Raw genomic sequence first — 26,201 nt, 5'->3', positions numbered from 1 at the left:
ACCGACATAACGGCCAAACATGCGTACCAGTCAGTACCTGCTCTCGACCCTCAAGGAAACCCCCTCCGATGCCGTAGTGATCAGCCACCAGCTGATGCTGCGCGCCGGCATGATCCGCAAGCTGGCCTCCGGCATGTACACCTGGATGCCCATGGGCTTGCGTGTACTGCGCAAGGCCGAGGCCGTGGTACGCCAGGAGATGGTCGCCGCCGGGGCACTGGAAGTACTGATGCCGGCCGTGCAGCCGGCCGAGCTGTGGCAGGAATCGGGACGCTGGGAGCAATACGGTCCAGAGCTGCTGCGCATCAAGGACCGCCATGACCGCGCCTTCTGCCTCGGCCCGACCCACGAGGAAGTCATTACCGATCTGGCCCGCAACGAGCTGAACAGCTACAAGCAGCTGCCGATCAACATGTTCCAGATCCAGACCAAATTCCGCGACGAGATCCGCCCGCGCTTCGGCCTGATGCGTGGCCGCGAGTTCATCATGAAGGACGCCTACTCCTTCCACCTGGACCAGGCCTCGCTGCAGGAAACCTACGACCGCATGCACCAGGCCTACTGCAATGTATTCACCCGCCTGGGCCTGAACTTCCGCCCGGTGCAGGCCGACACCGGTTCCATCGGCGGCACCGGCTCCCACGAATTCCATGTATTGGCCGAGTCCGGTGAAGACGACATTGCCTTCAGCGACAGCTCCGACTACGCCGCCAACATCGAGAAGGCCGAAGCCATTCCGCGCGAGACCGCGCGAGACGCCGCCTGCGAAGAGCTGCGCCTGGTCGACACGCCGAATGCCAAGACCATCGACGAATTGGTTGCCCAGTTCGGCCTGGCCATCGAGAAGACCGTCAAGACCCTGGTCGTGCACGCGGCCGAAGAAGGCAAGCTGATCGCCCTGATCGTCCGCGGCGACCACGAGCTGAACGAGATCAAGGCCGCCAATCACGAGCTGGTCGCCAGCCCGCTGGCATTCGCCTCCGAGGCCGAGATCCGCGCCGCCATCGGTGCGGGCCCGGGGTCCCTCGGCCCGCTGAACCTGCCGATCCCCTGCGTGATCGACCGCAGCGTGGCACTGATGAGCGACTTCGGCGCCGGCGCCAACGTCGACGACAAGCACTATTTCGGCCTCAACTGGGAACGCGACCTGCCGCTGCCGGCCATCGCCGACCTGCGCAACGTGGTGGCTGGCGACCCCAGCCCGGACGGCCAAGGTACCCTGGTGATCAAACGCGGCATCGAAGTGGGCCACATCTTCCAGCTCGGCACCAAGTACAGCGAAGCCATGGGTTGCAAGGTGCTGGGCGAAAGCGGCAAGCCGGTCACCCTGACCATGGGCTGCTACGGCATCGGCGTCTCCCGCGTCGTGGCTGCCGCCATCGAGCAGAACTACGACGAGCGCGGCATTCTCTGGACCGACGCCCTGGCGCCGTTCCAGATCGCTATCGTGCCGATGAAATACGAGAACGAGGCCGTGCGCGCAGCCACCGACAAGCTCTACGCCGAGCTGACCGCCGCCGGCTACGAGGTGCTGCTGGACGACCGCGACAAAAAGACCAGCCCCGGCGTGAAGTTCGCCGACATGGAGCTGATCGGCATCCCGCACCGCCTTGTGGTCGGCGAGCGCGGCCTGGCCGACGGCACTTTCGAATACAAGAACCGCCGTGACAGCGACGCTCAGCAGGTGGCTGCCGCCGACCTGCCGAGCTTCCTCGCCTCGCGCATCGCCCGCTGAACCCGAGCCAGAAGCCTGAATGTTCCAGCGTCATACCCTTCGCACCGGCGCCGCCCTGCTCGGCGCCTTCCTGCTGGTCGGCTGTGCCAACCATCTGCCGCAACGCAGCGAGCACGAGGAGCGCTTCGAGCGCCGCCTGCTCGACCACAGCCTGCAGATCGACGTGGGCGAGCCACGGGTACTGGAGCTGCCGCAACGGCGCGTGCGCATCCACGAGCAGAAGACCTTCGAAGTCACCGAGTTCGAGGTCACCCGCCACTATGATCGCTACACCCCCTACCAGCCCTGGCGCGAGCTTTACGAAGCGCCGCTGGGCGCGGTAGCGGTAGTGGCCGGTATCGGCGCGAACGTGCTCAATGTGGTACTGCTCGGTCGCCTCCCGGACAGCGTTACCAAAGACTGGATCAGCTATGGCGTCGCCGGGCTCAACCCGGCGATGAACGTGGAATCCAATGGCCGCTCCCAACAAAACCTGGCGGCCATCAACGAGAAACAGCACGACAAGCGCATGGAGTACTCGAGCCTGCCCTGGGCCGAACGCCCGGTGCAGGTCAAGGCCGGCGGGGAAAACCACGAGCTGACCACCGACCGCGGTGGCGTGCTGCGCCTCAATCTGCTCGACGGCCCGTTCGCCGACCACGATGCCAGCAAGGTCGGCACCCTGTTATTGAGCGTGGAAGATCCGCAGGACGGCACCCGAGCCGAGGCCACCCTGCTGGTCAGCCGCGATCTGCGTGGCAAGCTGGGCGAGGCGCATGCGCTGATCTATGACGACCTCGAAGACGACGATGTCAGTCAGTGGGTCTACCGGGTCAAGCGCCTGTCCGACCTTGGGCTGGAAGAGGAAGCCAGCGAGCTGGAGCAGAGCCTGATCGAACTGACCCGCAACGATCCGGAGCTACAGGAAGCGTTCCTCGAATCGCTGATGAAGGATGCCGGCCGCCTGGCCGCCGACCCCGGCGAGGACTGATCAGCGTCGGATGATGAAGCCGGCGACGCCCTGCATCGGCTGCGGCTCGAGTTCCAGCGAGTCCACTCGAGCCTGAGCCGGCCCATGCTCCAGCCAGGCCGCCAATTCGCGAACGGCGGCCTCTTCGCCCTCGACCAGCACCTCGACGCGGCCATCGGCGAGGTTGCGCACCCATCCGTTCAAATCGAGGCGCTCCGCCTCTTCCAGTGTGTGCTGGCGAAAGCTCACACCTTGAACCTTGCCACTGACGAACCCGTGTAAACAGATCTGCATCTGCGTTACTCCTCAGCCTGCCAATGGGCCAGTCGTGCCTGCAGGCCGGCGGCGGTCTGCTCGCCGACGAGGCGCTCGCGCAGTCTGCCATTGGCGTCGATGATGTAGGTCACCGGCAACACGTCGTTGCGCGGCAGGTCCAGGCGCGGAGCCGGATCCTGCGCCAGCACGGTGAAGCGGATGTCGAAGGCGTCCGCGGCCTTGCCGAGCTTCTCGCCCTGCAGGGCATCGAAATTCACCCCGATCACCCGCGTGCCCTTGCCCTGCAACTCCGCCTCCAGCCGGTTGAGCTGGGGAATTTCGGTGCGGCACGGCTTGCACCACTCGGCCCAGTAATTGATCACCAACCACTGGCCTTCCAGCTGCTCAGCCGTTACCTTTCGTCCATGCTGATCGACGCCCCAGTCGTCGGCGCAGCCGGCCAGCAGAAGACCGGCGCAGAGCCCCATCACCATCCGGAGTGGTCTTCCCATGCAATCGCTCCTCGTACCCGCAGGGTTGGTATGACGCTGGATGCCCTGCGCCTCGAAGTGCCGGACATCCTTGAAGAGGATGCCACGCCGCTGGCCGACCTCAACGCCAGGCTCGCGGACGCCCGTCGCCAGCCGGGTGATGACGGCCTGTCACAGGCGCTGGACCTGCTGTTCCGCCTCAACCGCAGCGCCATGACCTTACTGGAAAGGCAGCGCGCCCTGCAAAGCTTCTGCGAGGAATACCGCCACTACTGCACCGCGCGGCGCAGCGGCATTGCACCTTCGAGTCTGTTCGTGCAGCTGTGTGAAGAATTGGCCGCCGGCTTCAAGCGCCTGCTGCTGCAGATTCTGCAGGGTCGCCAGCCATCGCGCCCGCACCTGGCCTGGTGCCTGTACATGGCCGAGCATTTCCTGGCCCAGAGCCTGATGCGCCACTATCAGCTGTATCAGGAGCCGCCCGCCTCGCTATGGAGCGACAGTCACCTGCTGTACTGGATCGGCGAGCACCAGGGCTGTCTCGACGAGCATGTCGCCGCTTCCTTTCAGCCGGCCCCGGCCAATTCCCTGCGTGGCCTTTACCAACAGACCCTGATGCTCGCCCTCAGCAACCCGTTTCATCTGGCCGAGGGCGAATGCGAGCTGCTGTTCGGCGCGCTCACGCCGCTGGCCGAACTGGCTCGCCTGCTGCCCTGGGACGAAGACGAGGAAGGCGAAGGCCCGCTGATCGACCTGCGCCAGTCGCAGCCCTGCCTGCCTTACGATGCCGAACCTCAGGGCGAGATCGAATACCTGCGGCGCCTGGAGCTGGGCGCCCTGCTGGTCGCGCTCCACGAACCGGCGCCGCTGCAGGGCAGCCATCAACGCGAGTTGCTGGAGCGGGTGCGTCCGCATTGGCTGGGTCGCCAGCAACGCCGCCATCCGCGCGCCGACTTCAGCGCCGACTGCAGCCTGGTGATCGGGTTGCTGGCGGTACATGCCCAGTTGCTGGAGAAGCGGCCGCCGAACAGCTCGGCTCAGATGCTCGACGCCAGCCCCGGCGGCGCTCGCCTGATCTGCCAGGTCGAGTTCGCCCAGCAGCTGCCGGTCGGCCAACTGGTCCTGGTGCTGACCCACAGCGGCACTCCGACCCTGGCCCTGGTGCGCTGGCGTCATCTCAACCGTGAAGGACTGCATCTCGGGCTGCGCTATCTCAAGGGCCTGCCGCGCGCCGTATGGCTGCGCCGGGCGCCCAGCGCACAGACCCACCCCGGCGTGCTGCAGAGCACGCCCGAACCGGGTGCGGGTTGGCACCACGGCCTGTGGCTGCCGTGCGGCCAGTTCGTGGAGGGCGAAAACCTCTGGCTGCAACTGGCCAACGTCAACAACCAGGCCGTGCTGCCACTGCCGGCAGCCAACCTCAGTACGCCCTCGGTGATCCGCCACCCGCTGCGCCTGGCCTAATGGCTGCCGAGGCGCTTCGAGGGATGTCTGTCGGGCAAGAAGCCGGTTCAACCCCGCCGCGCCAGACACCGAAAAGCCCCTGAACATTCAGCCGGGTTCTGCGACACAGGTCTCGCCGGCCGAAGCCTCAGTGCACAGTTTCCGGCCAAAGCCCCCGCCTATAATCCGCCCATTCCTATACCAATGAGTTCTGCCGGAGCCTTCATGTCCCAAGCCAACGACAAGCTGATCGGTCCAGTTCCTGCCAGCATCGTCAACAGCGCTCGCCTGAGCGTGACGCCCTACGAAGGGCGTGTCGGCGAGTTCAACGTGGCGGTCTGGCTGCATCTGCCGGGGCTGGCGAATCTGCCGGTATCGCTGATGGTGCGCTACCGTGACGGCAGCCAGGTCCGCGACGTGGCGGTCGACCACGGCAAGGTCAACGTGCACAACAAGGTGATGCTCTCCGGCATCGCCCGTCTGCCGATGAAGACCAAGATCGAGGACATGCAGATTCGCCTGCGCTCGGCGGTACCGGCGCAGACGCTGATCGTCGAGGAATTGTTCGTCCAGGCTGTGGAGCTGCTGGACAGCGCGTCGCGCCAGGCCATGGCCTGAGTCGTCACCCCCGTTTCCCGGCCCCCGCTTCGGCGGGGGTTTTGTTTTGGGGGTCAGAACACGCCGAAGCGCACCACGCTGCTGGGCTTGGATGGTTCGCTCTCTTCGGCGGCCTGTCGGGCCAGGGAGGCCAACGATTCCGGCCAGCGGGAGAAACGCAGGCCGGTGATGCGGTTGAGGCGTTCCAGCGCCTCCTCGGAATCCCGCGGTTGCAACGGCACTATCTTGTTCTTGCTACTGCTCATCCACTCGACTTCCCTGAGTCATTCAGGCCGCTAGCAGTCTGCCAGCATGTTGCTGGGTAATTGCCAGAAGCGTGCCAGCCTTCCCGGGCCGGTAGTTTGTCGCGCCTGAGCGCGCCCGCAGCCGTTCAGCCAGCTGCGCCTCGCCTTAAACTGACTTTTTTCGTCACTTCTGACAAGCCCTATTCCCGGGCCTTGAGCCAATGCGCCAGGCTTCCGCCAAACAGCGCCTCTTGCTCCATGTGCATCTGCTCCAAGGCCTGGCGCAGCGCTGGATACCAGGCCGCGTCCAGCCGCTCCGGCAACTGGTTGAGCCGCGGCAACGGCCAGGGATTGTGGGCGATCAGGCGCTGCAGGCTGTAGTGCTCCAAGTCGCGGCAGAGCACCCAGGCGCCCTCGCTGGTCCGGCAGATCAGCTGTTCCTGCTCGAGGAATTCGACCAGCTCGGCCCATTCATCCTCCGGCATCGACCAGCCCTGGCGCTGCACGTCGCGATGGCGCACCGAACGCCCGCGCTGTTGACGCTCGTGAAACACCTCCAGCACACCGAGCAGCACCAGCAGACGCGGCAGTGCCCGGCGCCGCCAGCTGCGCGACGAAGAGAGATTGCACACCAGCTCCGCGCCGAACAGCACGATCAGCCAGGACAGGTAGATCCACAGCAGGAACAGCGGCACCGTGGCGAACGCGCCGTAGATCAGCTGGTAGCCGGGAAACCAGCTGACGAACAGCCCGAAGACGTTCTTGGCGACCTCTACCAGCGCCGAGGTGAACAGGCCGCCGGCTAGCGCGTGACGCAGCGGCACGCGGGTATTGGGCACCGCCGAATAGATCAGGGTGAAGGCCGCGGTGCTGAACAGCAGCGGCGCGAAGCGCAGCAGCGTCTGCACTCCCGCCAACGACTCGGGCCCCGACAGCAGCATCAGCGAGGTGATGTAGGTGGTCACCGCGAAACCCGCACCAAGCAGCAACGGGCCGAGGCTGAGGATGGCCCAGTACAGCAGGAAGCTGGAGATCCCGCGGCGCGGCTGGCGCACCCGCCAGATGGCGTTGAAAGCCTTCTCGATGGTCAGCAGCATGAAGAACGCGGTGATCGCCAGCAGCACCACGCCCGCCCAGGTCAGCTGGCGCGCCTGGGCGGTGAACTCGCGCAGGTACTCCTGCACCATTTCACCCGACGACGGCACGAAGTTGTGAAAGATGAAGTACTGGATCTGCTCGCCGGTGCCCTGGAAGGCCGGCACCGCCGAGAGGATGGCGAAGGTCACGGTCATCACCGGCACCACGGCGAACAGCGTGGTGTAGGTCAGCGCGGCGGCGCTGTTGATGGCGCGATCGACGAGAAAGCGATGCCACACGAAGCGCCAGAACTCCAACCAGTCCACCAGCCGCTGTCGCATGCCTACTCCTTAGCCCGTTATGCCTTCTAGCCGGCTAGAATAGCGCCCTCAATCGCCAATGGGCACTGCCATGACCGACCTCACTCTCTATCACAACCCGCGCTGTTCCAAGTCCCGCGGCGCGCTGGAGCTGCTCGAAGCGCGCGGCCTGACTCCGACCGTGGTGCGTTATCTGGAGACCCCGCCGAGCGCGGAAGAGTTGCGCGCGCTGCTGGCCAAGCTCGGCATCGGCCCGCGCGATCTGCTGCGCACCGGCGAGGACGAGTACAAGGCGCTCAACCTGGCCGACACCAGCCTCGGCGACGAGCGACTGATCGCCGCCATGGTCGCCCACCCCAAGCTGATCGAGCGCCCCATCCTCGTCGCCGGCGACCGCGCCGTGATCGGCCGTCCGCCGGAAAAAGTGCTGGAGCTGCTGGCATGAGTGCGCCCTATATCCTGGTGCTCTACTACAGCCGCCACGGCGCCACCGCCGAGATGGCCCGGCAGATCGCCCGCGGCGTCGAGATGGCAGGCCTGGAGGCGCGCCTGCGCACCGTGCCACCGGTGTCCAGCGACTGCGAGGCGACCGCCTCGGCGATTCCCGAAGACGGCGCGCTCTATGCCGAGCTGGACGACCTGCGCAACTGCGCTGGCCTGGCGCTGGGCAGTCCGACCCGCTTCGGCAACATGGCCGCCCCGCTCAAATACTTCATCGATGGCACCAGCAGCCTGTGGCTGACCGGCGAGCTGGTCGGCAAACCGGCGGGCGTGTTCACCTCCACCTCCAGCCTGCACGGCGGCCAGGAGAGCACCCTACTGTCCATGCTGCTGCCGCTGCTGCACCACGGCATGCTGGTCTGCGGCCTGCCCTACAGCGAAGGCGCCTTGCTCGACACCCGCGGCGGCGGCACCCCCTACGGTCCCAGCCACCACGCCGGCGCGGACGGTAAACGCAAGCTCGACGAACACGAAATCGCCCTGTGCCGCGCCCTCGGCCAGCGCCTGGCGGCCACCGCCGCGAAACTGGAGACACCCCGTGGCTAGAACGCCCAAGCCCCTGCCCAGCCTCGAGTGGCTGGCGCCACGCATGAAGCTCAGCCGCGCGCTGGCGCTGTTCAGTTTCTTCGCACTGCTCGCCCTGCTGCTGGTGTGGAATCTGCTGTTCGCCGACCTGCACGGCGCACGCACCTGGGTGGTGCTGAGCATCCAGCTGCTGCCGCTGTTGCTGCTCGCACCCGGCCTGCTGCTGGGCAACGCCCGCGCCCACGCCTGGGCGTGCTTCGTGGTGAACATCTACTTCATCCAAGGCGTGCTGGCCGCCATCGACCCCGCGCGCGCCCTGTTCGGCGCCCTGGAGACGGTGATCAGTCTGAGTCTGTTCTGCAGCGCCCTACTCTACGTGCGCTGGCGCTTCCAGTACGACCGCAAGCTGGCGGGCGAGTGAGGCGCCCCTTGGGCTCTACCAGCCCAGGGTTTCCTTGAGGAAGGGAATGGTCAGCTTGCGCTGGGCCTGTAGCGAGGCCTGGTCGAGACGTTCGAGCAGTTCGAACAGCGCGCTCATGCTACGCTCGCCGCGGGTGAGGATGAAGCGGCCGACCTCGTCGGTCAGGTGCAGGCCGCGGCGCGAGGCGCGTAGCTGCAGGGCGCGCAGCTTGTCTTCGTCGGACAACGCGTGGAGCTGGAACACCAGAGCCAGGGTCAGACGCGATTGCAGGTCCGGGAGCTGTACAGGCAGCTCGCGTGGCGACACGGTGGCGGCCAGCAGCAGCTTGCGGCCGGCATCGCGCAGGCGATTGAACAGATGAAACAGCGCCTCCTCCCAGTCCGAGCGGCCGGCCACGGCGTCCAGTTCGTCCAGGCAGACCAGTTCGCACTGCTCCAGGCCGTCGAGCAACTCCGGGCCGTGTTCCACCACTTCCGACAACGGCAGATACACCGCTGGCTCGCCGCGCTGCTCGAAGCGCAGGCAGGCCGCCTGCAGCAAATGGCTGCGCCCCACGCCCTCGCCGCCCCACAGGTAGATCAGACTCTCGGTCCAGCCGGCGTCTGCCTCGCACAGGCGCTCGACATAGCCGAGCGCCGCGGCGTTGGCGCCGGGGTAGTAGTTGGCGAAGGTGGCATCGTCACGCAGACGGATGCCGAGGGGCAGCTGAACAGGTTTCATGCACTGGCCGGCGGTTCTTGCGAATCGCCGGGAGACTCTCCGTAAAGGGCGGAAAGTTTATAGAAATCATGGGCATGACGCAGCAGAACCATGATCACTGCCGCCACTGGCAGGGCCAAAAGCACACCGGTGAAGCCAAACAGCTGGCCGCCGGCGAGGATGGCGAAGATCACGGCCACCGGGTGCAGGCCGATGCGATCGCCCACCAGCATGGGGGTCAGCACCATGCCCTCCAGCAGTTGGCCGATGCTGAACACGACGACGATGCCGATCAGCGGATAGAGCTCGAAGCCGCCGTACTGGAACAGCGCGGCCACCACGGCGGCGCCGAAACCGACGATGAAGCCCATGTAGGGCACGATGCTGGCCAGACCGGCGAGCAGGCCGATCAGCAGGCCCAGCTCGAGGCCGACCACCATGAGGCCGATCGAGTAGATGGCGGCCAGGGCCAGCATCACCAGCAACTGGCCACGCATGAAGGCGCCGAGCACCTCGTGGCATTCGCCGACCAGCCGCACCACTATGCCTTCGCGTGCGCGCGGCAGCAGGTTGCGCAGCTTGGCCATCATCAGGTCCCAGTCGCGCAGCAGGTAGAAGGCCACCACGGGGATCAACAGCAGGTTGCCCAGCCAGGCCAGCAGCGCCAGGCTGGAGGCGGTTGCCTGGGCCAGCAGACCGCCGACGATGTCGGTGGTCTTGCCGAGATGGCCGGACAACGCCTGCTTGACCTGATCGAAGCGCCAGAAACCGTCGGCCAGACCGAACTGCGCCTGCACCCACGGCAGCGCCTGGTGCTGGGCCCAGTCCAGACCCTGCGGCGCCAGCTCGTAGAGCCGCACCAGCTGGCGGCCGAGCATGGGGATCAGCACCAGCAGCATGACTAGCAACACCAGGCTGAACAGGCTGAAGACGATCACCACGCCCCAGGTGCGCGACATGCCGCGCCGCTCCAGGCGGTCCACCAGCGGGTCGCCCATGTAGGCGAGCAGCATCGCCACCAGGAAGGGCGACAGAATGGGGGTGAGCAGGTAGATCAGCCAGCCGCACAGAAACAGTCCGGCCAACCACATCCAGCGCCGCGAATCGGTCATTTCAGGCACTCCGCCTCTGGTGATGAAATCGGCAAGCCACGCATCGGGCGGCTACCGCATCGGTCCTTGAACAACGAACCGCCGGCTTACCAGCGGAACCGCATGACATTGGCTGGCGCCGGAGCGGGCGTGGCTTGGGGCTCCGCACCGGCATCCAGCGGCGCGGCGTCGGCCGGTACTTCCTGCAGGCCGGCCAGGCCCAGCTGGGCGCGCAGTTGCTCGGCGCTGGCATTGACCTGCCAGACCAGCTGATCGCCCTTGACCCGCTGCAGGCGAGCGGCGAACGGCTCGAGCAGACGCTCCAGCTCGGCGTAGCGGGCGAGGTCGGCGCCCTGGACTTCCAGGGTCAGGGCGCCGGCCGCGCCGGGCTTGACCACAAAGCGCGGCGCCAGGCGCTCGCTGACCGCCAGCAACACGGCGTCGGCCAGGGCCTGCTGATCGGCGCCCTGGGCCTTGCCCTGCTCGCGGGAGTCGCCGAGCCACAGACGCCATTCGGCCTGCCACTGGCCGCCCTCTTCACGGGCCTGCACGGCCAGCAGGGCATCGGCACCGTAGCGCTCGGAGGCCGGTTGCAGCGCATCCGGCTGGCTGGCGGCAAGGTTCTCCGGCGTGGCCACCAGTTGCTCCTGCAGGTCGGCCAGGGGCAGACGCAACGGCAGGCCGCGGTGCTGGGCGGCCTGACGCAGCGGCGCGGCGGCCTCCTGGCCATCGCCGATCAGGGTCGCGCCTTCGACTCCGCTGTTCAGCCACCAGGTCAGGATCGCCGGGCGATTGGCGCCCCACATCGGCAGGCCGGCCTGGCGCAGCTTGTTCTCGGTGGTCAGCGGATCGAAGTCCGCCACCAGGCTATCGCCCTCGTAGACGTACTGGCTGACCAGCTGCTGCGGGTCCTGGCGCACGCCCTCCAGCGCCGGGCTCTGCACCGCCTTGGCGTCACCGGTCAGGCGCAACACCAGGGTCTCCAGGGCGCGATTGAGGGCCGCGCCGCGCTCCTCCGGCTGCTGGCTGGTGACCGGCTCGCGCACCTGATAGAGGTCGTCCACCGTCTCGCCCAGCACCGGCAGGCTGAACAAGGGAAGACAAAGGGCAAGCAGGCGGGCGGACAGGCGCATCGGTAGGGTCTCGGCTCAAGGGAAGGTGCCGGCGCGGCACGCGAAGGGCTATACCTTAAACAGCCGCCTGCCCCCCGGCAACCGTCGCGCCCGGTGGTCGCTGGCGGGCAAGCCTGATAAAATCGCGCGCCTTCGCGGGTCGGCCCTGGCGTGCCGGCCGCCCCCTGCATTTCCCCCTTTTCAAAGGCCTGAAACCCATGAGCAAGCAACCCTCCATCAGCTACAAGGATGCGGGTGTCGACATCGACGCCGGCGAAGCCCTGGTCGAGCGCATCAAAGGCGTGGCCAAGCGCACCGCGCGTCCGGAGGTCATGGGTGGCCTGGGCGGCTTCGGCGCCCTCTGCGAGATCCCGGCCGGCTACAAGCAGCCGGTACTGGTCAGCGGCACCGACGGCGTCGGCACCAAGCTGCGCCTGGCGCTGAACCTGAACAAGCACGACAGCATCGGCCAGGACCTGGTCGCCATGTGCGTCAACGACCTGGTCGTGTGCGGCGCCGAGCCGCTGTTCTTCCTCGACTACTACGCCACCGGCAAGCTCAATGTCGACGTGGCCGCCACCGTGGTCACCGGCATCGGTGCCGGCTGCGAACTGGCCGGCTGCTCCCTGGTCGGTGGCGAGACCGCCGAGATGCCGGGCATGTACGAAGGCGAAGACTACGACCTGGCCGGCTTCTGCGTCGGCGTGGTCGAAAAGAGCGAGATCATCGACGGCTCGAAAGTGGTCACCGGCGACGCGCTGATCGCCCTGCCCTCCTCCGGCCCGCACTCCAACGGCTACTCGCTGATCCGCAAGATCCTCGAGGTCTCCGGCGTAGACATCGAAGCCACCGAGCTGAACGGCCAGAAGCTCGCCGACCTGCTGATGGCGCCGACGCGCATCTACGTCAAACCGCTGCTCAAGCTGATCAAGGACACCGGCGCCGTGAAGGCCATGGCCCACATCACCGGTGGCGGCCTGCTCGACAACATCCCGCGCGTGCTGCCGCAAGGCGCCCAGGCGGTGATCGACGTGGCCAGCTGGACCCGCCCGGCGGTGTTCGACTTCCTGCAGGAAAAAGGCAACGTCGACGAGCACGAGATGCACCGTGTGCTCAACTGCGGCGTCGGCATGGTCATCTGCGTCGCCCAGGATCAGGTCGAGGCCACCCTCGCCAGCCTGCGCGCCTCGGGCGAAGCTCCGTGGGTGATCGGCCAGATCGCCCAGGCCGCCGAAGGTGCCGAACTGGTCGTGCTGAACAACCTGAAAGCCCACTGATGGCCTGCAACGTCGTCGTCCTGATCTCCGGGTCGGGCAGCAATCTGCAGGCCCTGATCGACAGCATCGCCCACGACGGCAATCCGGCCCGCATCGCCGCGGTGATCTCCAACCGCGGCGATGCCTACGGGTTGGTCCGCGCGCAGAATGCCGGCATCGCCACGCGGGTGCTGGACCACAAGCAGTTCGACGGGCGCGAGGCCTTCGACGCCGCGCTGATCGAGGCCATCGACGGCTTCGACCCGCAGCTGGTGGTGCTGGCCGGCTTCATGCGCATCCTCACCCCCGGGTTCGTCAACCACTACACGGGGCGCCTGCTGAACATCCATCCCTCGCTGCTGCCCAAGCACAAGGGCCTGCACACCCACCAGCGCGCGCTGGAGGCCGGCGACAGCGAGCACGGCTGCAGCGTGCACTTCGTTACCGAGGAACTGGACGGCGGGCCTCTGGTCGTACAGGCGGTAGTGCCGGTAGAGTCTGGCGATACGCCGGAACGTCTGGCCCAGCGCGTGCACACTCAGGAACACCGCATCTATCCTCTGGCGATGCGCTGGTTCGCCGAGGGTCGCCTGAAACTGGGCACGTCCGGCGCACAACTGGACGGCAAGGACCTGCCGGCCGCCGGTCATCTGATTCGCACATAGGAGATTCCATGTCCCGCGTTCTGCTGATGCTGCTCGCCGTGCTGGCCCTGCCGGCTCAGGCCCTGGAGCTCAAGCCCTTCTCCGCCAGCTACACCGCCGACTGGAAGCAGGTGCCGATCAGCGGCACCGCCGGCCGCAGCCTCACGGCCCTGGACAACGGCCGCTGGGAGCTGAGCTTCGAGGCTTCCATGCTGGTCGCCAGCCTCAAGGAAACCAGCACCTTCCGCATGGAAAACACCGCGTTCCTGCCGCTGACCTACCGCTTCGAGCGCAGCGGCCTGGGCAAGAGCAAGCAGATCGAACTGGACTTCGACTGGACCGAGAAGCAGGTGCTGGGCAACGACCGCGGCGACCCGGTGCGCTTCCCCCTCAACCGCGGCATCCAGGACAAGTCCACCTACCAGCTGGTGCTGCAGCACGATGTCGCTGCCGGCAAGCAGAGCATGAGCTACCAGGTGGTGGACGGCGACGAGATCGAGACCTACGACTTCCGCGTACTGGGCGAGGAGCGCGTGCGCACCAAGGCCGGACTGATCGACGCGATCAAGGTCGAGCGCGTGCGCGATCCGACCCAGAGCAGCCGCAAGACCGTGCTGTGGTTCGCCAAGGACTGGAACTACCTGCTGGTGCGCCTGCACCAGGTCGAGAAGGACGGCAAGGAATACCAGATCATGCTCAAGGACGGCGAGGTCGACGGCCGCACCGTCACCGGCATCGCCGAGTAAACGCCTTGGCAGCGAACGAGCCGGGCAATGCCCGGCTTTTTCATGCCTGTGGCAAGGAATAGGATGCGCCTATCCACTTGGAGTCATCTCGATGAACGATGCCTACCGCCCACTCGCCTGCGCCCTGTACGACCATCTCGAAGTCGCCTGCCTGCACCGCTACCGGCTGCGCATCGAATGGGTGGACGGCGGCGAACTCGAGGCCCAGGCCATGACCACCGAGACCTCGGCGGCCAAGGAAGAATTCCTCGTGGTGCGCGACACCCAGGGCGAGCGGCGCCTACGTCTGGACCGGCTGCTGGCGATCACCCCGCTCGACCCCGGCGCCCGTTTCGGCCGCGTGCTACTGCACGATCGGCCGAGCTGCTGAGGCGACCAATAAAAAGCCGGGCGATTGCCCGGCTTTTCGTTACCACATCAGGTCGTCCGGCACCTGGTAGGCGGCATAGGGGTCGTCCTCGTCCGGCGCTTCGGTCGGCGTGTTGAGCAGCACGATGCGGCGCTCGTCGCGCTCCTGGATCTTCAGCGCGGCCTCGCGCGGGATCACCTCGTAGCCGCCGCCGTGACGGACGATGGCCAGCGAGCCGCGGCTCAGCTTGTCGCGCATCAGGTTATTCACCGACAGGCGCTTGACCTTCTTGTCGTCGACGAAGTTGTAGTAGTCCTCGGTGGTCAGCTTGGGCAGACGGGCGCTCTCGATGAGCTGCTTGATCTGCGCGGCGATGGCCTTCTGCTGCGCCTTTTCCTGCTGCTCGCGGTTCAGCTCCTGGTCCTTGGCCAGCTTCTCGGCCTTGGCCTGCTGCACCGCCTGCTGCTGGGAATCGTCCACCTCGACCTGGTTCTTCTTCTCCAGGCGTTGCTGTTTCTGTTTCTGCTTGGTGGCCTGCTTGGCCTGCTTTTCATTGACCAGGCCGGCTTTCAGCAACTGGTCACGGAGGGAAAGGCTCATGAACGGTTCAGTCTCTCGAGTTAACAGCCAAGGCTGAGTTTTTCCTGTTTCTTGGCTTCGCCCCACAGGGCATCCAGCTCTTCCAGGGTGCAATCTTCAATGGGACGCCCCGCATCGCGCAACGCCTGTTCGATGAAACGGAAGCGCCGCTCGAACTTGGCGTTGGCCGCGCGCAAGGCACTCTCCGGGTCGACCTTGAGGTGGCGCGCAAGGTTTACGCCGACGAAAAGCAGATCGCCGATCTCTTCGGCAACGGCCTCGGCGTCGTTCTCGCTCATCGCCTCCAGTACTTCGTCCAGCTCCTCGCGCAGCTTGTCCACCACCGGCAGCGCCTCCGGCCAGTCGAAGCCGACCTGGGCCGCGCGCTTCTGCAGCTTGGCGGCGCGACTCAGCGCCGGCAGGGCGTGGGGCACATCGTCGAGCAGCGACAGCTGCTCCGGCGCGGCGGCCTGCTCGGCGCGCTCCTCGGCCTTGATTTCTTCCCAGCGCTGCTTGATCGCCGCCTCCTCCAGCCGCGCCATGTCCGGTGCGCCGTACAGGTCACCATCGGGGAATACGTGGGGATGGCGGCGCACCAGTTTGCGGGTGATGGCGTCGACCACGGTGGCGAAGTCGAAGCGGCCTTCCTCCCGCGCAAGCTGGCTGTAGTAGACGACCTGGAACAGCAGGTCGCCCAGCTCGCCGGGCAGGTGGGCGAAGTCGCCGCGCTCGATGGCATCGGCCACCTCATAGGCCTCCTCGAGGGTGTGCGGCACGATGGTCGTGTAGCTCTGCTTCAGGTCCCAGGGGCAGCCGTGCTGCGGGTCGCGCAGGCGGGCCATCAGGTGCAGCAGGTCGTCGAGGGAATAGCGGTCGGGCATGAATCGGTCTCTGGGATGGCCCCAGCCCCTCTCACGGAATGGGGCTGGGGAGAGGGCGTCAGGTGCCGGAACGGTTGCGGCGGACCTCGATGATATTGGGCAGCTGGCTGATGCGCGCCAGCAACCGCGACAGGGCGTCCAGCCCCGGGATCTCGATGGTCAGCTGCATGGAGGCGGTGTTGTCCTCCTTGTTCGAGCGGGTGTTCACCGCCAGCACGTTGATGCGGTCGTTGAGCAGCACCTGGGACACGTCGCGCAACAGGCCGGAACGGTCGTAGGCCTTGATCACGATGTCCACCGGGTAGGTCAGTACCGGCACCGGGCCCCAGCTCACCTGGATGATCCGCTCCGGCTCGCGACCGGCCAGCTGCAGCACCGAGGCGCAGTCCTGGCGGTGGATGGACACGCCACGGCCCTGGGTGATGTAGCCGACGATCGGGTCGCCCGGCAGTGGCTGGCAGCAGCCGGCCATCTGCGTGAGCAGGTTGCCGACGCCCTCGATCTGGATGTCGCCGCGCTTGCCCAGGCGCTGACTCGGCATCCTGCGCGGGATCAGTTCGAGCTGCTCGCTGCCACGTTCCGGCTCCACCAGTTGCTGCGCTAGGTTCACCGCGTGGGCCAGACGCAGATCGCCGGCGCCGAGCGCCGCGTACATGTCCTCGGCGGTGCGCAGGTTGCACTTCTCGGCCAGCTTGGCGTAGTCCACCGCCGCCAGCGCCAGGCGCGCCAGGTCGCGCTCGAGCATGGCCTTGCCGGCGGCCACGTTCTGCTCGCGGTCCTGCAGCTTGAACCAGTGGACGATCTTGGCCCGCGCGCGGCTGGTGGTGACGTAGCCGAGGTTGGAGTTGAGCCAGTCGCGGCTCGGCGCGCCCTGCTTGGAGGTGATGATCTCCACCTGCTCGCCGGTCTGCAGGCTGTAAGTCAGCGGCACGATGCGGCCATTGACCTTGGCGCCGCGGCAGTTGTGGCCGATCTGCGTGTGCACGCGGTAAGCGAAGTCCAGCGGCGTGGCGCCCTTGGGCAGGTCGATGGCGTGGCCGTCGGGGGTGAACACGTAGACCCGGTCGGGTTCGATATCCACGCGCAGCTGCTCGGCCAGGCCGCCGATGTCGCCCAGCTCTTCGTGCCACTCCAGCACCTGGCGCAGCCAGGCCATCTTCTCTTCGTAGTGGTCGGAGCCGCCCTTGACGTCGGTGCCCTTGTACTTCCAGTGCGCGCACACGCCCAGCTCGGCTTCCTCGTGCATGGCGCTGGTGCGGATCTGCACCTCCAGCACCTTGCCGTCCGGGCCGATCACCGCGGTGTGCAGCGAGCGGTAGCCGTTCTCCTTGGGGTTGGCGATGTAGTCGTCGAATTCCTTGGGGATGTGCCGCCACAGGGTGTGCACGATGCCGAGCGCGGTGTAGCAGTCGCGTACCTCCGGCACCAGCACGCGTACGGCGCGCACGTCGTAGATCTGGCTGAACTGCAGGCCCTTGCGCTGCATCTTCCGCCAGATCGAATAGATGTGCTTGGCGCGGCCGCTGATGTCGGCCTTGATGCCGGTGGCGGTCAGTTCCTCGCGCAGCTGCTGCATCACGTCGGCGATGTACTGCTCGCGGTCCAGGCGGCGCTCATGCAGCAGCTTGGCGATCTGCTTGTACTGCTCCGGCTCCAGGTAGCGGAAGGAGATGTCCTCCAGCTCCCACTTGATGTGGCCTATCCCTAAGCGATGGGCCAGCGGCGCGTAGATGTCGAACACCTCGCGGGCGACGCGATGGCGCTTCTCGTCGTCGGCATGCTTGACCGCACGGATCGCGCAGGTGCGCTCGGCCAGCTTGATCAGGGCCACGCGCACGTCGTCGACCATGGCCACCAGCATCTTGCGCAGGTTCTCCACCTGGGCCTGGGAGCCGACCACCACCGATTCACGCGGGTTGACGCTGTTGCTGATGGCGGCCATGCGCAGCACGCCCTCGATCAGCTTGGCCACCACCGCGCCGAATTGCTCCGCCACCACCTTCAGGCTGGTCTTGCCCTCGCGCACGGCGCGGTAGATCACCGCGGCCACCAGGCTGTCCTGGTCGAGCTTGAGGTCGGCGAGGATCTCGGCGATCTCCAGCCCGATCTGGAAGCTCGAGGTGCCCTCAGCCCAGAGGTTCTGCGCCGCGTTGGCCTGCTGTTCCACCTCGCGGGCGAACTCGCACGCCTGCTTCAGCGCCTCGCGGTCCAGTGCCGCATCGACGCACAGAATATGGTCCAGCCAGGCCTCGAGATCGATGCTGCCATCGAGGTTGATCGGCTGGTGCGCTCTCACCTGTACCATCGCTACCTTCCCTACGGCGTTCCGTTCACTCGCCGAACTGTCGCCGGCCTTCTTCCGGACCGGTCGGATTGCATGGGCGTCCTAGCCCATCTCGAATAACGCCATCGCCTCCACATGCGCCGTCTGCGGGAACATGTCGAGAATGCCGGCCCGTTTCAGCCGGTAGCCCTGTCGCGCCAACTCGGCGCTGTCGCGCGCCAGGGTCGACGGGTTGCAGGACACGTAGATCAGACGCCGCGCGCCCAGCCGTCGCATGTCCTTCACCACCTCGAACGCGCCGTCGCGCGGCGGGTCCAGCAGGATAGCGTCGAAACCCCGGGCTGCCCACGCCGCCTCGGCCAGCGGCTTCGACAGGTCGGCCTGGTGAAAGTGCAGATTGTCCAGACCGCTGGCTTCTGCATTCGCCCGCGCCCGCTCGACCATGGCTTCCACGCCTTCCACCGCCACTACCTCGGCCACCCGCTGCGCCAGCGGCAGGGCGAAGTTGCCCAAGCCGCAGAACAGGTCCAGCACCCGTTCGCCAGTCTGCGGCGCCAGCCATTCTAGCGCCTGTTCGACCATGGCCTGATTGACCGCCCCGTTGACCTGGACGAAGTCGCCAGGGCGGTACTGCAGCTCCAGGCCGAAGGCGTCCAGGCGATAGCCCAGCGGCTCGCCCGCACCATCGGCGCCGGCCTGATCGGCCTCCGGCTCGCCGGCCCCGTGCAGCCACAGCTGCGCATCGTGATCGGCACAGAAAGCGCGCAGGCGCTGCAGGTCGGCCTCGCCCAGCGGCGCCATGTGGCGCAGCAGTACGGCCGAGCGGGTGCCATGGAACAGCTCGACATGGCCGAGGGCCTGGGGCTTGTCCAGGCCACGCAGCAGCGCCGGCAACGCCTGCAGGATCGGCTGCAAGGGCTGTACCAGCACTGGGCACTGGTCGATGGCGACGATGTCCTGGCTGGCGGCGGCGCGGAAACCGATGTCCAGGCGCCGGGCCTTGGCATCCCAGCGTACGGCGATGCGCGCGCGACGGCGGTAGGCGAATTCCGGGCCGGTCAGCGGGGCGACCCACATCTCCGGCTCCAGCCCGGCGAAGCGCTTCAGTTGCTCGGCCAGGGTGCGCTGTTTGAGGGCGAGCTGTTCGTCATGGGGCAGATGCTGCAGCGTGCAGCCGCCACAGCTGCCGGCATGAACGCAGTGCGGCGCGCGGCGCAGCTCGGCGGCGCGCAGCACGCGCTCGGCGCGCGCCTCCACCACCTGGGCACGGGCACTGAGCACACGGGCCTCGACCTCCTCGCCCGGCAGCGCGCCGGCGATGAACCAGCTGCGACCGTCCTGGAAGGCGATGCCGCGCCCGTCGTGCGCCATCCGCTCGACGAGCAGGCGCTGCTTCTTGCCTACCGGCACCTGCGCCTTGCGCTCGCCGCCGCTGGGCTGGAAACGCAAACCGCCGCTGCGCTTGGCCATCTTTCTCACCTGCTGAACTGCTGGCCGGGGCACGGGCCCCGGCGAAAAATCACTGGGGCTGCTGGTAGATACCGGTCGACAGATAGCGGTCGCCGCGGTCGCAGATGATCGCCACCATCACCGCGTTCTCCACCTCGCGCGACAGGCGCAGCATGCCGGCCACCGAACCGCCGGACGACACGCCGCAGAAGATGCCCTCCTCACGCGCCAGGCGCCGCATGGTGTCTTCGGCCTCGGCCTGGGACATGTCGATAACCCGGTCGACCCGCTCGGCCTGGTAGATCTTCGGCAGGTATTCCTCCGGCCAGCGGCGGATGCCGGGAATGGCCGAGCCCTCCTGGGGCTGCAGGCCGACGATCTGGATCGCCGGGTTCTGCTCCTTGAGGTAGCGCGAGGTGCCCATGATGGTCCCGGTGGTGCCCATGGAGCTGATGAAATGGGTGATGCCGCCCTGGGTCTGCTGCCAGATCTCAGGGCCGGTGCTCAGATAGTGGGCCTCCGGGTTGTCGCCGTTGGCGAACTGGTCCAGCACCTTGCCGCGGCCGTCGGCCTGCAGACGCTCGGCCAGGTCGCGGGCGCCCTCCATGCCCTCCTCGCGGCTGACCAGGATCAGCTCGGCGCCGTAGGCGGTCATCGCCCACTTGCGCTCGTCGGTGGAGTTGTCCGGCATGATCAGGATCATCTTGTAGCCCTTGATCGCCGCCGCCATCGCCAGGGCGATGCCGGTATTGCCGCTGGTGGCCTCGATCAGCGTGTCGCCGGGCTGGATGTCGCCGCGCAGTTCGGCGCGGGTGATCATCGACAGCGCCGGACGGTCCTTCACCGAGCCAGCCGGGTTGTTGCCCTCAAGCTTCACCAGCAGGGTGTTCGAGGTGTTGCCGGGCAGGCGCTGCAGGCGGACCAGCGGGGTGTTGCCGATGCAGTCGGCAATGGTGGGGTACTGCACGGTCATGGCGGTGTTCGGTCCAGACACGGAAGGGGCGCCTATGATAGCGGCAAACCCGCCGCGACCCTACTGCCGGGCGCCCGGGCGGCGCGCGCCAGGCCACCCGCCCGGTACACGCGGTTAGGCGATCAGCCAGGCCAGGCCCCAGGCGAACGCCCCCGCTGGTACCAGCAGTAGGCTCAGGCGTGGCGCATAGGGCAGCAGCATGACCAGGGCGAAGCCCGCCAGAGAAATCAGGCCGAACCAGCCCACAGGACCCATGGCCCACCCCCAGGCCGCCACGCTGGCGGCGAAGCTGGCCGCGAGACTAGCCCAGCCTGCCAGGCGCAGCCCACGGCGCAACACCGGTGCCGGCAAACGTTGCCACACCTGCTTGTAGTGACGCTCCAGGCCCTGACACAGGCCGACCATGCCGGCGTAGGCGAGCACCAGCCCGCCGAAGAAAGCGCTCAGCATCTCAGTTCACCTCCAGCGCGGCGCTCGCCTTGTGCCGCCGCGGTGCCGGCTGCTCGGCGCGTCGACCGATGCGCCAGGTGGTCCAGGCCAGCAGCGCGCCGCAGATCACGCTGGTCGCCTCCAGCAACAGCCGGGTGCGATCGTCCCAGGGGTGGTCGACGGTCAGCGCGCTGAGCAGCGGCAGGCCCAGGCACAACAGCGCGGCCAGCCCAAGCTGCTCCCTCCAGGCCTGCAGGTGCGGGCGCCACCAGCCGTGCAGCAGAGTGAGCGCCCAAAGCGCGAAGAACAGGCGCAGCTCCCAACCGGCACGCTGAGCCAGCTCCACCGGCAACACGCGGTTGATCCAGAACAGGCCGATGCAGGCCAGGGTCAGACCGGCGATCACGGCAACATTCAGGCCCTCGATCAGACGATGACCGAAGTCCCCTGCCCTACCCTCGACCAGATATTTGCGTCGACGCTTGACGGTGAACAGCACCAGCCCGCTGGCGATCATCGCGCTGCCCACCAGGCCACAGAAGAAGTACAGCCAGCGCATCGGGTAGCCGCCGAACTGGGCGAAGTGCAGGCCGAACATCACCCGCTGGGTCAACACGCTCGGCCGCAGTTCCGGCGGGCCGGCGAGCAGCTTGCCGCTGACGCCGTCGAACACCATGTTGTGGCCCTTGCTCAGGGCGATGCGATTGCCCAACACGCGGCGCACCTCGACCAGAGCGTCGGACCGGCCGGGATGGCTGATGCTCACTGCCGAGAGCGGCCCCATGCGTTCCTCCGCCTGCGCCAGCAACGGACCGAGGGCGACCAGCGTCGCTAGCGGCGCGCGGCTCGGTCCGTGATGATGGGGGGCCTCCCCGATGGCCTCCTGATAGAAGGCTTCGAAGTCGCCGTCATACAAGGCGTGCAGTGCGGCCGGCAGATAGATCAGGCCGAAGATGACCAGCCCGGTATAGACGATCATCAGGTGGAACGGCATCAACAGCACGCCACTGGCGTTGTGGAAGTCCAGCCAGGACCGCTGCCCCTTGTTCGGGCGGAAGGTGAAGAACTCCTTGAACAGCTTCTTGTGGATGATGATGCCGCTGACCAGCGTGGCCAGGGTCACCAGCGCCACCAGGCCAACCACCCAGATGCCGATCTGCCGCGGCAGGTTGAGGGTGTAGTGAAAATGGAAGAAGAAGCTGCCACCGGCGGCTTCGCGCACCTTCAGCGGCTCGCCGGTGCGCGGGTCGAGGTCGGTGCTGATGCCGCGGCGACGATCCCCGGCGGTTACCCGCAGGCCAGGATCGCGCTCGCTAGGCAAGGCGATGTTCCAGGCGCCGGCGTCGGCGTGGTGGCGCTGCAGGTAGGCCACGGCATGCTCGGCCGCCAGGGCGACGGGCACGTCCTGGCGCTGGACTTCCGGCTGCATCCAGTGGTCGATCTCCTGGTCGAACACCGCCAGGCTGCCGGTGAGAAAAATGGCGAACAACGGCCAGCCGAACAGCAGGCCGCTCCATGTATGCAGCCAGGCCATGGCCTGCGTCAGGGTCTGCTTTTTCATCCCAGATGCTCCAGCAGTTGCGGCCAAAAGCCGATCAGCGCCAGTGGCAGCGCCAGCGGCACACCAAGCCAGGCGCGCCAGGCGTCACGCGCCGCAAAGGCCCACAGCACCGCCAGGGCGTAAACGACGAACGCCGGCAGGCTGGCGACCAGCAACGAGTCGACTCGATCCAACGGCAGCAGACGCGCCAGGCAGGCGGTAAAGGCGTAGGTGAAGGCATAGCCGCCCAGCAGCGCAGCCATGGCGCGGGAAAACACGGCTCTCATGGAGTGGCCTCCCACGGTTCGAGACCGGCGAGCAGGCGCAGCGCCGGACGCAGCGATGCTGCCAGCATCGGCCCGTGGCCGAGGCCGGCGAACTGGCGGAACTCGGCGTGCATGCCCGGCAGCGCATCCAGACGCTCGGCAAGCCGCAGCGGCGCGTCCGCCGGCACCGCCGCCATGGCCCGCACCCGCGGCGAGTCCACCGCACCCGCACGATATGACGGGCGCTCCTCGCTGCCACGCAGGATCAGCAGGCGCGCCTGGGCCCCGGCGAAGTCGCGATGGCGCTCGAGCAGCAGGCCGGATTGCCACCAGAGCGAGGGGCTGGCGGCGATATAGAAGTGGAAGGCGGCCGGCATGGAAAACAGGCTGTCGAGTACGAACAGCCCGCCCAGCGAATGGCCCCAGATGCCCTGACGGCTCTCGTCCACGGCGACCCGCTTCAATACTTGCGGGCGGATCCGCTGCACCAGCAGTTCGCGAAACGCCTCCGCACCGCCGCTGGGGCGATCGCCCAGCGCCGGGTCCAAGGTGCCGGGACCGGCGGGTGGCGCGGGAGTGTAGTCGAGCATCCGCGCTTCGAGGTCCAGGCGGTTGTCGCTGGCCGGGCCGATCAGCACCAGCAACGGCGGCTGGCCCTGGCTCAGCTCAGCCAGCCAGTCCTCGCGCAGCGCTGCCAGCGCAGCGTTGCCGTCGAGCAAATAGAGCGCGGGGTAGCCGGCCGCCGGAGGCGCGCTACGCGGAATGCCCAGGCGCACCCGATAGTGGCGCTGGCCGTCGGCCGAGGCCAGCTCGAAGTGCTCGAAGCGGTAGTGCGCTGAGCCGCGTTCGACCAGGGTCTCGCCGAGGCGCTGCTGGGCATCGGGGCGGGCCGGCGCGGTCGACGCCAGCAGGCTCAGCAGCAGGCCGAGCAGGGAGGCAATGAGTCGGCGATCAAAGCGACGCATGCGAGTACCTCTCAAGGAAAGGCCCCGCCAGGCCGAAGCCGGGCGGAGCCGAGGGCCCGCCGGAGCGGCGGGCAGGAGCAAGGTTGAATCAGAACGAGGCGGTGACGGATGCGTAGTAGGCGCGTCCCGGCTCGTTGTAGGTGTTGGCACCGGCGTCGTTGGCGTTGCCTTCGCGGTAGATCTGCTTGTCGAACAGGTTGCTGATGCCGACCCGCAGGCTGTAGTTCTGGTTGAACTCGTAGCCACCGCTGACGCCCACCAGGCCGTAGGGATCGACGTCCTGCTGAGCCTGCGCATCGATTTCCTGGCCGGTGCGACGGTTCAGGCTCGGCGCCTCCTGCTTGCCGTAGTAGGTGCCGGTCAACTGGAACGACAGCTGCGCGGTGGCCTGCCAGTCGAGGCTGCTGTTGAGGGTGTACTCGGGGATGACGCTCAGCGGCTCGCCGGTTTCCTTGTCCTCGGACTCGAGCATGTAGGTGAAGTTGGTGTTCCAGTCCAGGCTCGGGGTCAGCTCGACGAACAAGTTGCCCTCCACGCCCTCGACCACCGCCTCGTCGGTGTTCTCCCACTGCAGCACGCGACGGCCGTTGGCCAGGCGGAAGATGTACTCGTTGCTGCCAACGATCTTGTTGCGGTAATCGTTGCGGAAGTAGGTCGCGCTGGTACGCCAGTTGCCCTTGTCGAAGGCCAGGCCGATTTCCTTGTTGACGCTGGTTTCCGGCTCCAGGTCCGGGTTGCCCACCAGGTAGCAGCCACTGCCGGTATTCGGCTCGCTGGCGTTGCAGCCGTTGCCGCGGCTGTACAGCAGATAGCCAGGGTTGGACTGGTACAGGTTGGGGGTCTTGTAGGCGAGGGCGATCCCGCCCTTGAGGGTCAGCTCGTCGGTCAGCTCGTGGGAGGCATTGAGGCTGGGGCTCCAGTTGCCGCCGAATTCCTCATGATCGTCGAAGCGCAGGCCGGGCGTGACGATGGTGCGCTCGCCGATCTCGATGTTGTCCTCGACGAACAGCGCATAGCTGTGCGCGGTGGTCTTGGTTTCGCCGCGGCTGAAGCCGGGGATGTCGCCCGGCACCGGGTCCCAGCCCGACTGGGTGCGCAGCGAGCCCGGGTCGTTGAGCGACTCGTAGAGGTACTCGCTGCCGAGAGTCAGCACCTGCTCGAAACCGGCACTGAGCGGCAGGTTCACTTCGGCATTGGCGCGGGTGTTGCGCAGGCGCGACATGAAGGCGCCGGCGCCCTCGCTCGGCGCACCCTCGGGGCCGCCGGCCAGGCCTTCGTTGAGGCGCCAGTTGCGGGTGTAGTCGTAGCCCAACGAGGCCTTGGACGTGCCCCAGTCGAAGTCGCCCTTGTGGGTCAGCGCATAGCTGGTGCGCTGCATCACGTTGGTTTCCCGGCCATACAGGCTGCTGATGAACTCGGGGTTGCCGCCACCGTTGTTGTTCATGGTGTCGCCGGCGTAGATGTTGCCCTGGCGGCTGTAGCCGGCCTCCAGGTCGAGGACCTGCTCGGGGTTCAGCTGCCAGCTGAGCAGGCCGTTGATGTCCTTGTTGCGCACGCCCTCGCGGCCGGAAACCATAGCGTCGGCGCTGGCCTGGTGGTCGGCATTGATGTCGGCGTCGTCGGCATCGGTGGTGCTGACACCGCCGTACAGGCGGAACGAGAAGGCGTCGCTGAGCGGGCCGCTGAGGCTGAAGTTGGTACGTTTGCTCATCCCCTCGGCGTCATCCTCGGGCAGCGAGGTGTAGGCTGTGACCGAACCGCTGAGCTTCTCGGTCGGGCGCTTGGTGATGATGTTGATCACCCCGCCCATGGCGCCGGAACCGTAGCGCGCGGCCGCTGGACCCCGCAGGATTTCGATGCGCTCGACCTGCTCCGCCGGTACCCAGTTGGTCTCACCGCGGGTGTCGCGATCGCCGTTCCAGCCATAGCGCACCGCGTTGCGCGAGGTGGATGGCTGGCCGTCGATGAGAATCAGGGTGTTCTCGGGGCCCATGCCGCGCAGGTCGACTTGGCGGTTGTTGCCGCGGCTGCCGCTGGTGCTGTTGCCGGTCAGGTTGACGCCCGGCTCACGGCGGATGATCTCGGACAGGTCGTTGGTCGGCGGCAGCTTCCGAATGTCCTCGGCGGTGATGATCGACACGCCCGGAGCCTGCTTCAGCTCTTCCTCGGCGGTGCCCAGCACGCGGGTCTCTTCCAGTTGCAGGGCCTGCTCGCTGCCCTCCACCGGCAGATCATCGGCCATGACCGGCACCTGGTCGGCCTGCGGGGCGGCCAGCAACGGCGTGGCGGGGGCAGCCACCGCCGTGGCGGCCAGCAAGGCCATGGACAGGTGACTCAAGTTGAATCGCGCGGACATCGATCTTCTCCTGAAGGCAGACAGGC

At 67.1% G+C, this 26,201-nt stretch carries 28 protein-coding genes; 11 read left to right on the top strand and 17 right to left on the bottom strand.

All coding sequences use genetic code 11. From position 1 onward, the window contains the following. The first annotated feature begins 19 nt into the window (after window positions 1-19). Together NF616_RS00790 and NF616_RS00785 are read left to right on the top strand one after the other, a co-directional pair. The gene (locus NF616_RS00790) at window positions 20-1,735 is read left to right on the top strand and encodes a proline--tRNA ligase (protein ID WP_252271123.1); all 1,716 of its coding nucleotides are present in this window, start codon (window positions 20-22) and stop codon (window positions 1,733-1,735) included. Window positions 1,736-1,754: 19 nt separating this feature from the next. Then, window positions 1,755-2,705 (top strand): hypothetical protein, encoded by a 951-nt coding sequence (locus tag NF616_RS00785; RefSeq protein WP_252271122.1) that lies wholly within the window; start codon window positions 1,755-1,757, stop codon window positions 2,703-2,705. Here NF616_RS00785 and NF616_RS00780 read toward each other — a convergent pair whose 3' ends face one another. Continuing rightward, complete coding sequence (locus NF616_RS00780; protein WP_252271121.1) at window positions 2,706-2,978, bottom strand: acylphosphatase; 273 nt, start codon at window positions 2,976-2,978, stop codon at window positions 2,706-2,708. A 5-nt stretch (window positions 2,979-2,983) separates the two neighbouring features. After that, on the bottom strand, window positions 2,984-3,451 hold the full coding sequence (locus NF616_RS00775) for a TlpA disulfide reductase family protein (protein WP_252271120.1): 468 nt from the start codon (window positions 3,449-3,451) through the stop codon (window positions 2,984-2,986). Between the two features lie 30 nt (window positions 3,452-3,481). Here NF616_RS00775 and NF616_RS00770 point away from each other — a divergent pair, with 30 nt between their 5' ends. Continuing rightward, window positions 3,482-4,891, top strand: a complete 1,410-nt coding sequence (locus NF616_RS00770) for a PilZ domain-containing protein (RefSeq protein ID WP_252271119.1) — start codon at window positions 3,482-3,484, stop codon at window positions 4,889-4,891. Between the two features lie 204 nt (window positions 4,892-5,095). Continuing rightward, complete coding sequence (locus NF616_RS00765; protein ID WP_252271118.1) at window positions 5,096-5,488, top strand: hypothetical protein; 393 nt, start codon at window positions 5,096-5,098, stop codon at window positions 5,486-5,488. Between the two features lie 53 nt (window positions 5,489-5,541). Here NF616_RS00765 and NF616_RS00760 read toward each other — a convergent pair whose 3' ends face one another. Next, the gene (locus tag NF616_RS00760) at window positions 5,542-5,733 is read right to left on the bottom strand and encodes a hypothetical protein (protein ID WP_252271117.1); all 192 of its coding nucleotides are present in this window, start codon (window positions 5,731-5,733) and stop codon (window positions 5,542-5,544) included. Between the two features lie 179 nt (window positions 5,734-5,912). Further along, window positions 5,913-7,130: a YihY family inner membrane protein gene (locus NF616_RS00755; protein WP_252271116.1), complete on the bottom strand. Its 1,218-nt coding sequence runs from the start codon at window positions 7,128-7,130 to the stop codon at window positions 5,913-5,915. Between the two features lie 70 nt (window positions 7,131-7,200). Here NF616_RS00755 and arsC point away from each other — a divergent pair, with 70 nt between their 5' ends. The 3 genes from arsC to NF616_RS00740 are packed head-to-tail and all read left to right on the top strand — an operon-like array spanning window position 7,201 to window position 8,556. Beyond that, a complete protein-coding gene (gene arsC, locus NF616_RS00750) occupies window positions 7,201-7,554 on the top strand; it encodes an arsenate reductase (glutaredoxin) (RefSeq protein WP_252271115.1) in 354 nt (117 codons plus the stop codon). Then, entirely contained in the window at window positions 7,551-8,156 is a 606-nt protein-coding gene (wrbA, locus tag NF616_RS00745) for an NAD(P)H:quinone oxidoreductase (protein WP_252271114.1), read from the top strand. The genes arsC and wrbA overlap by 4 nt, the downstream gene beginning before the upstream one ends. Beyond that, a complete protein-coding gene (locus tag NF616_RS00740; RefSeq protein WP_252271113.1) occupies window positions 8,149-8,556 on the top strand; it encodes a DUF2069 domain-containing protein in 408 nt (135 codons plus the stop codon). The genes wrbA and NF616_RS00740 overlap by 8 nt, the downstream gene beginning before the upstream one ends. 15 nt (window positions 8,557-8,571) lie before the next feature. On the opposite strand, the gene hda is transcribed toward NF616_RS00740, so the two are convergent. The 3 genes from hda to NF616_RS00725 form a co-directional block, all read right to left on the bottom strand. After that, the gene (hda, locus tag NF616_RS00735; protein WP_252271112.1) at window positions 8,572-9,276 is read right to left on the bottom strand and encodes a DnaA regulatory inactivator Hda; all 705 of its coding nucleotides are present in this window, start codon (window positions 9,274-9,276) and stop codon (window positions 8,572-8,574) included. Continuing rightward, window positions 9,273-10,367 (bottom strand): AI-2E family transporter, encoded by a 1,095-nt coding sequence (locus NF616_RS00730; RefSeq protein ID WP_252271111.1) that lies wholly within the window; start codon window positions 10,365-10,367, stop codon window positions 9,273-9,275. Before NF616_RS00730 ends, hda begins: the two co-directional genes overlap by 4 nt. An 86-nt stretch (window positions 10,368-10,453) precedes the next feature. Then, window positions 10,454-11,479: a DUF2066 domain-containing protein gene (locus NF616_RS00725; RefSeq protein ID WP_252271110.1), complete on the bottom strand. Its 1,026-nt coding sequence runs from the start codon at window positions 11,477-11,479 to the stop codon at window positions 10,454-10,456. Between the two features lie 197 nt (window positions 11,480-11,676). Here NF616_RS00725 and purM point away from each other — a divergent pair, with 197 nt between their 5' ends. The 4 genes from purM to NF616_RS00705 all read left to right on the top strand — a co-directional run bounded on the left by purM (window position 11,677) and on the right by NF616_RS00705 (window position 14,474). Continuing rightward, the gene (gene purM / locus NF616_RS00720) at window positions 11,677-12,735 is read left to right on the top strand and encodes a phosphoribosylformylglycinamidine cyclo-ligase (protein ID WP_252271109.1); all 1,059 of its coding nucleotides are present in this window, start codon (window positions 11,677-11,679) and stop codon (window positions 12,733-12,735) included. Then, on the top strand, window positions 12,735-13,379 hold the full coding sequence (purN, locus tag NF616_RS00715; RefSeq protein WP_252271108.1) for a phosphoribosylglycinamide formyltransferase: 645 nt from the start codon (window positions 12,735-12,737) through the stop codon (window positions 13,377-13,379). The genes purM and purN overlap by 1 nt, the downstream gene beginning before the upstream one ends. Window positions 13,380-13,387: 8 nt before the next feature. Continuing rightward, entirely contained in the window at window positions 13,388-14,104 is a 717-nt protein-coding gene (locus NF616_RS00710; protein ID WP_252271107.1) for a DUF3108 domain-containing protein, read from the top strand. Between the two features lie 91 nt (window positions 14,105-14,195). Beyond that, the gene (locus NF616_RS00705) at window positions 14,196-14,474 is read left to right on the top strand and encodes a Rho-binding antiterminator (protein ID WP_252271106.1); all 279 of its coding nucleotides are present in this window, start codon (window positions 14,196-14,198) and stop codon (window positions 14,472-14,474) included. 39 nt (window positions 14,475-14,513) lie between these two features. On the opposite strand, the gene NF616_RS00700 is transcribed toward NF616_RS00705, so the two are convergent. The 10 genes from NF616_RS00700 to NF616_RS00655 all read right to left on the bottom strand — a co-directional run bounded on the left by NF616_RS00700 (window position 14,514) and on the right by NF616_RS00655 (window position 26,175). Next, on the bottom strand, window positions 14,514-15,053 hold the full coding sequence (locus NF616_RS00700; RefSeq protein WP_252271105.1) for a DUF2058 domain-containing protein: 540 nt from the start codon (window positions 15,051-15,053) through the stop codon (window positions 14,514-14,516). Between the two features lie 20 nt (window positions 15,054-15,073). After that, on the bottom strand, window positions 15,074-15,913 hold the full coding sequence (mazG, locus tag NF616_RS00695; protein ID WP_252271104.1) for a nucleoside triphosphate pyrophosphohydrolase: 840 nt from the start codon (window positions 15,911-15,913) through the stop codon (window positions 15,074-15,076). A 58-nt stretch (window positions 15,914-15,971) separates the two neighbouring features. Then, window positions 15,972-18,218: a GTP diphosphokinase gene (gene relA / locus NF616_RS00690; RefSeq protein WP_252271100.1), complete on the bottom strand. Its 2,247-nt coding sequence runs from the start codon at window positions 18,216-18,218 to the stop codon at window positions 15,972-15,974. A gap of 81 nt (window positions 18,219-18,299) precedes the next feature. Next, the gene (rlmD, locus tag NF616_RS00685) at window positions 18,300-19,667 is read right to left on the bottom strand and encodes a 23S rRNA (uracil(1939)-C(5))-methyltransferase RlmD (protein ID WP_252271098.1); all 1,368 of its coding nucleotides are present in this window, start codon (window positions 19,665-19,667) and stop codon (window positions 18,300-18,302) included. 49 nt (window positions 19,668-19,716) lie between these two features. After that, window positions 19,717-20,619, bottom strand: a complete 903-nt coding sequence (gene cysM, locus NF616_RS00680) for a cysteine synthase CysM (protein WP_252271068.1) — start codon at window positions 20,617-20,619, stop codon at window positions 19,717-19,719. 114 nt (window positions 20,620-20,733) lie between these two features. Continuing rightward, a complete protein-coding gene (locus NF616_RS00675; RefSeq protein WP_252271058.1) occupies window positions 20,734-21,069 on the bottom strand; it encodes a DUF3325 domain-containing protein in 336 nt (111 codons plus the stop codon). A gap of 1 nt (window position 21,070) precedes the next feature. Beyond that, window positions 21,071-22,609 carry a PepSY-associated TM helix domain-containing protein gene (locus tag NF616_RS00670; protein ID WP_252271056.1) on the bottom strand — a complete coding sequence of 513 codons (1,539 nt, stop codon included), beginning with the start codon at window positions 22,607-22,609 and terminating at the stop codon, window positions 21,071-21,073. Further along, on the bottom strand, window positions 22,606-22,875 hold the full coding sequence (locus NF616_RS00665; RefSeq protein ID WP_252271053.1) for a DUF3649 domain-containing protein: 270 nt from the start codon (window positions 22,873-22,875) through the stop codon (window positions 22,606-22,608). The genes NF616_RS00670 and NF616_RS00665 overlap by 4 nt, the downstream gene beginning before the upstream one ends. Beyond that, the gene (locus NF616_RS00660; RefSeq protein ID WP_252271048.1) at window positions 22,872-23,819 is read right to left on the bottom strand and encodes an alpha/beta hydrolase; all 948 of its coding nucleotides are present in this window, start codon (window positions 23,817-23,819) and stop codon (window positions 22,872-22,874) included. Before NF616_RS00660 ends, NF616_RS00665 begins: the two co-directional genes overlap by 4 nt. Before the next feature lie 88 nt (window positions 23,820-23,907). Continuing rightward, window positions 23,908-26,175: a TonB-dependent siderophore receptor gene (locus NF616_RS00655; protein ID WP_252271037.1), complete on the bottom strand. Its 2,268-nt coding sequence runs from the start codon at window positions 26,173-26,175 to the stop codon at window positions 23,908-23,910. Window positions 26,176-26,201 lie beyond the last annotated feature (26 nt).

The organism is Pseudomonas subflava (assembly GCF_023823685.1).
Lineage (GTDB): Bacteria > Pseudomonadota > Gammaproteobacteria > Pseudomonadales > Pseudomonadaceae > Aquipseudomonas > Aquipseudomonas subflava.
This window is presented reverse-complemented; position numbering and strand designations above follow the sequence as displayed.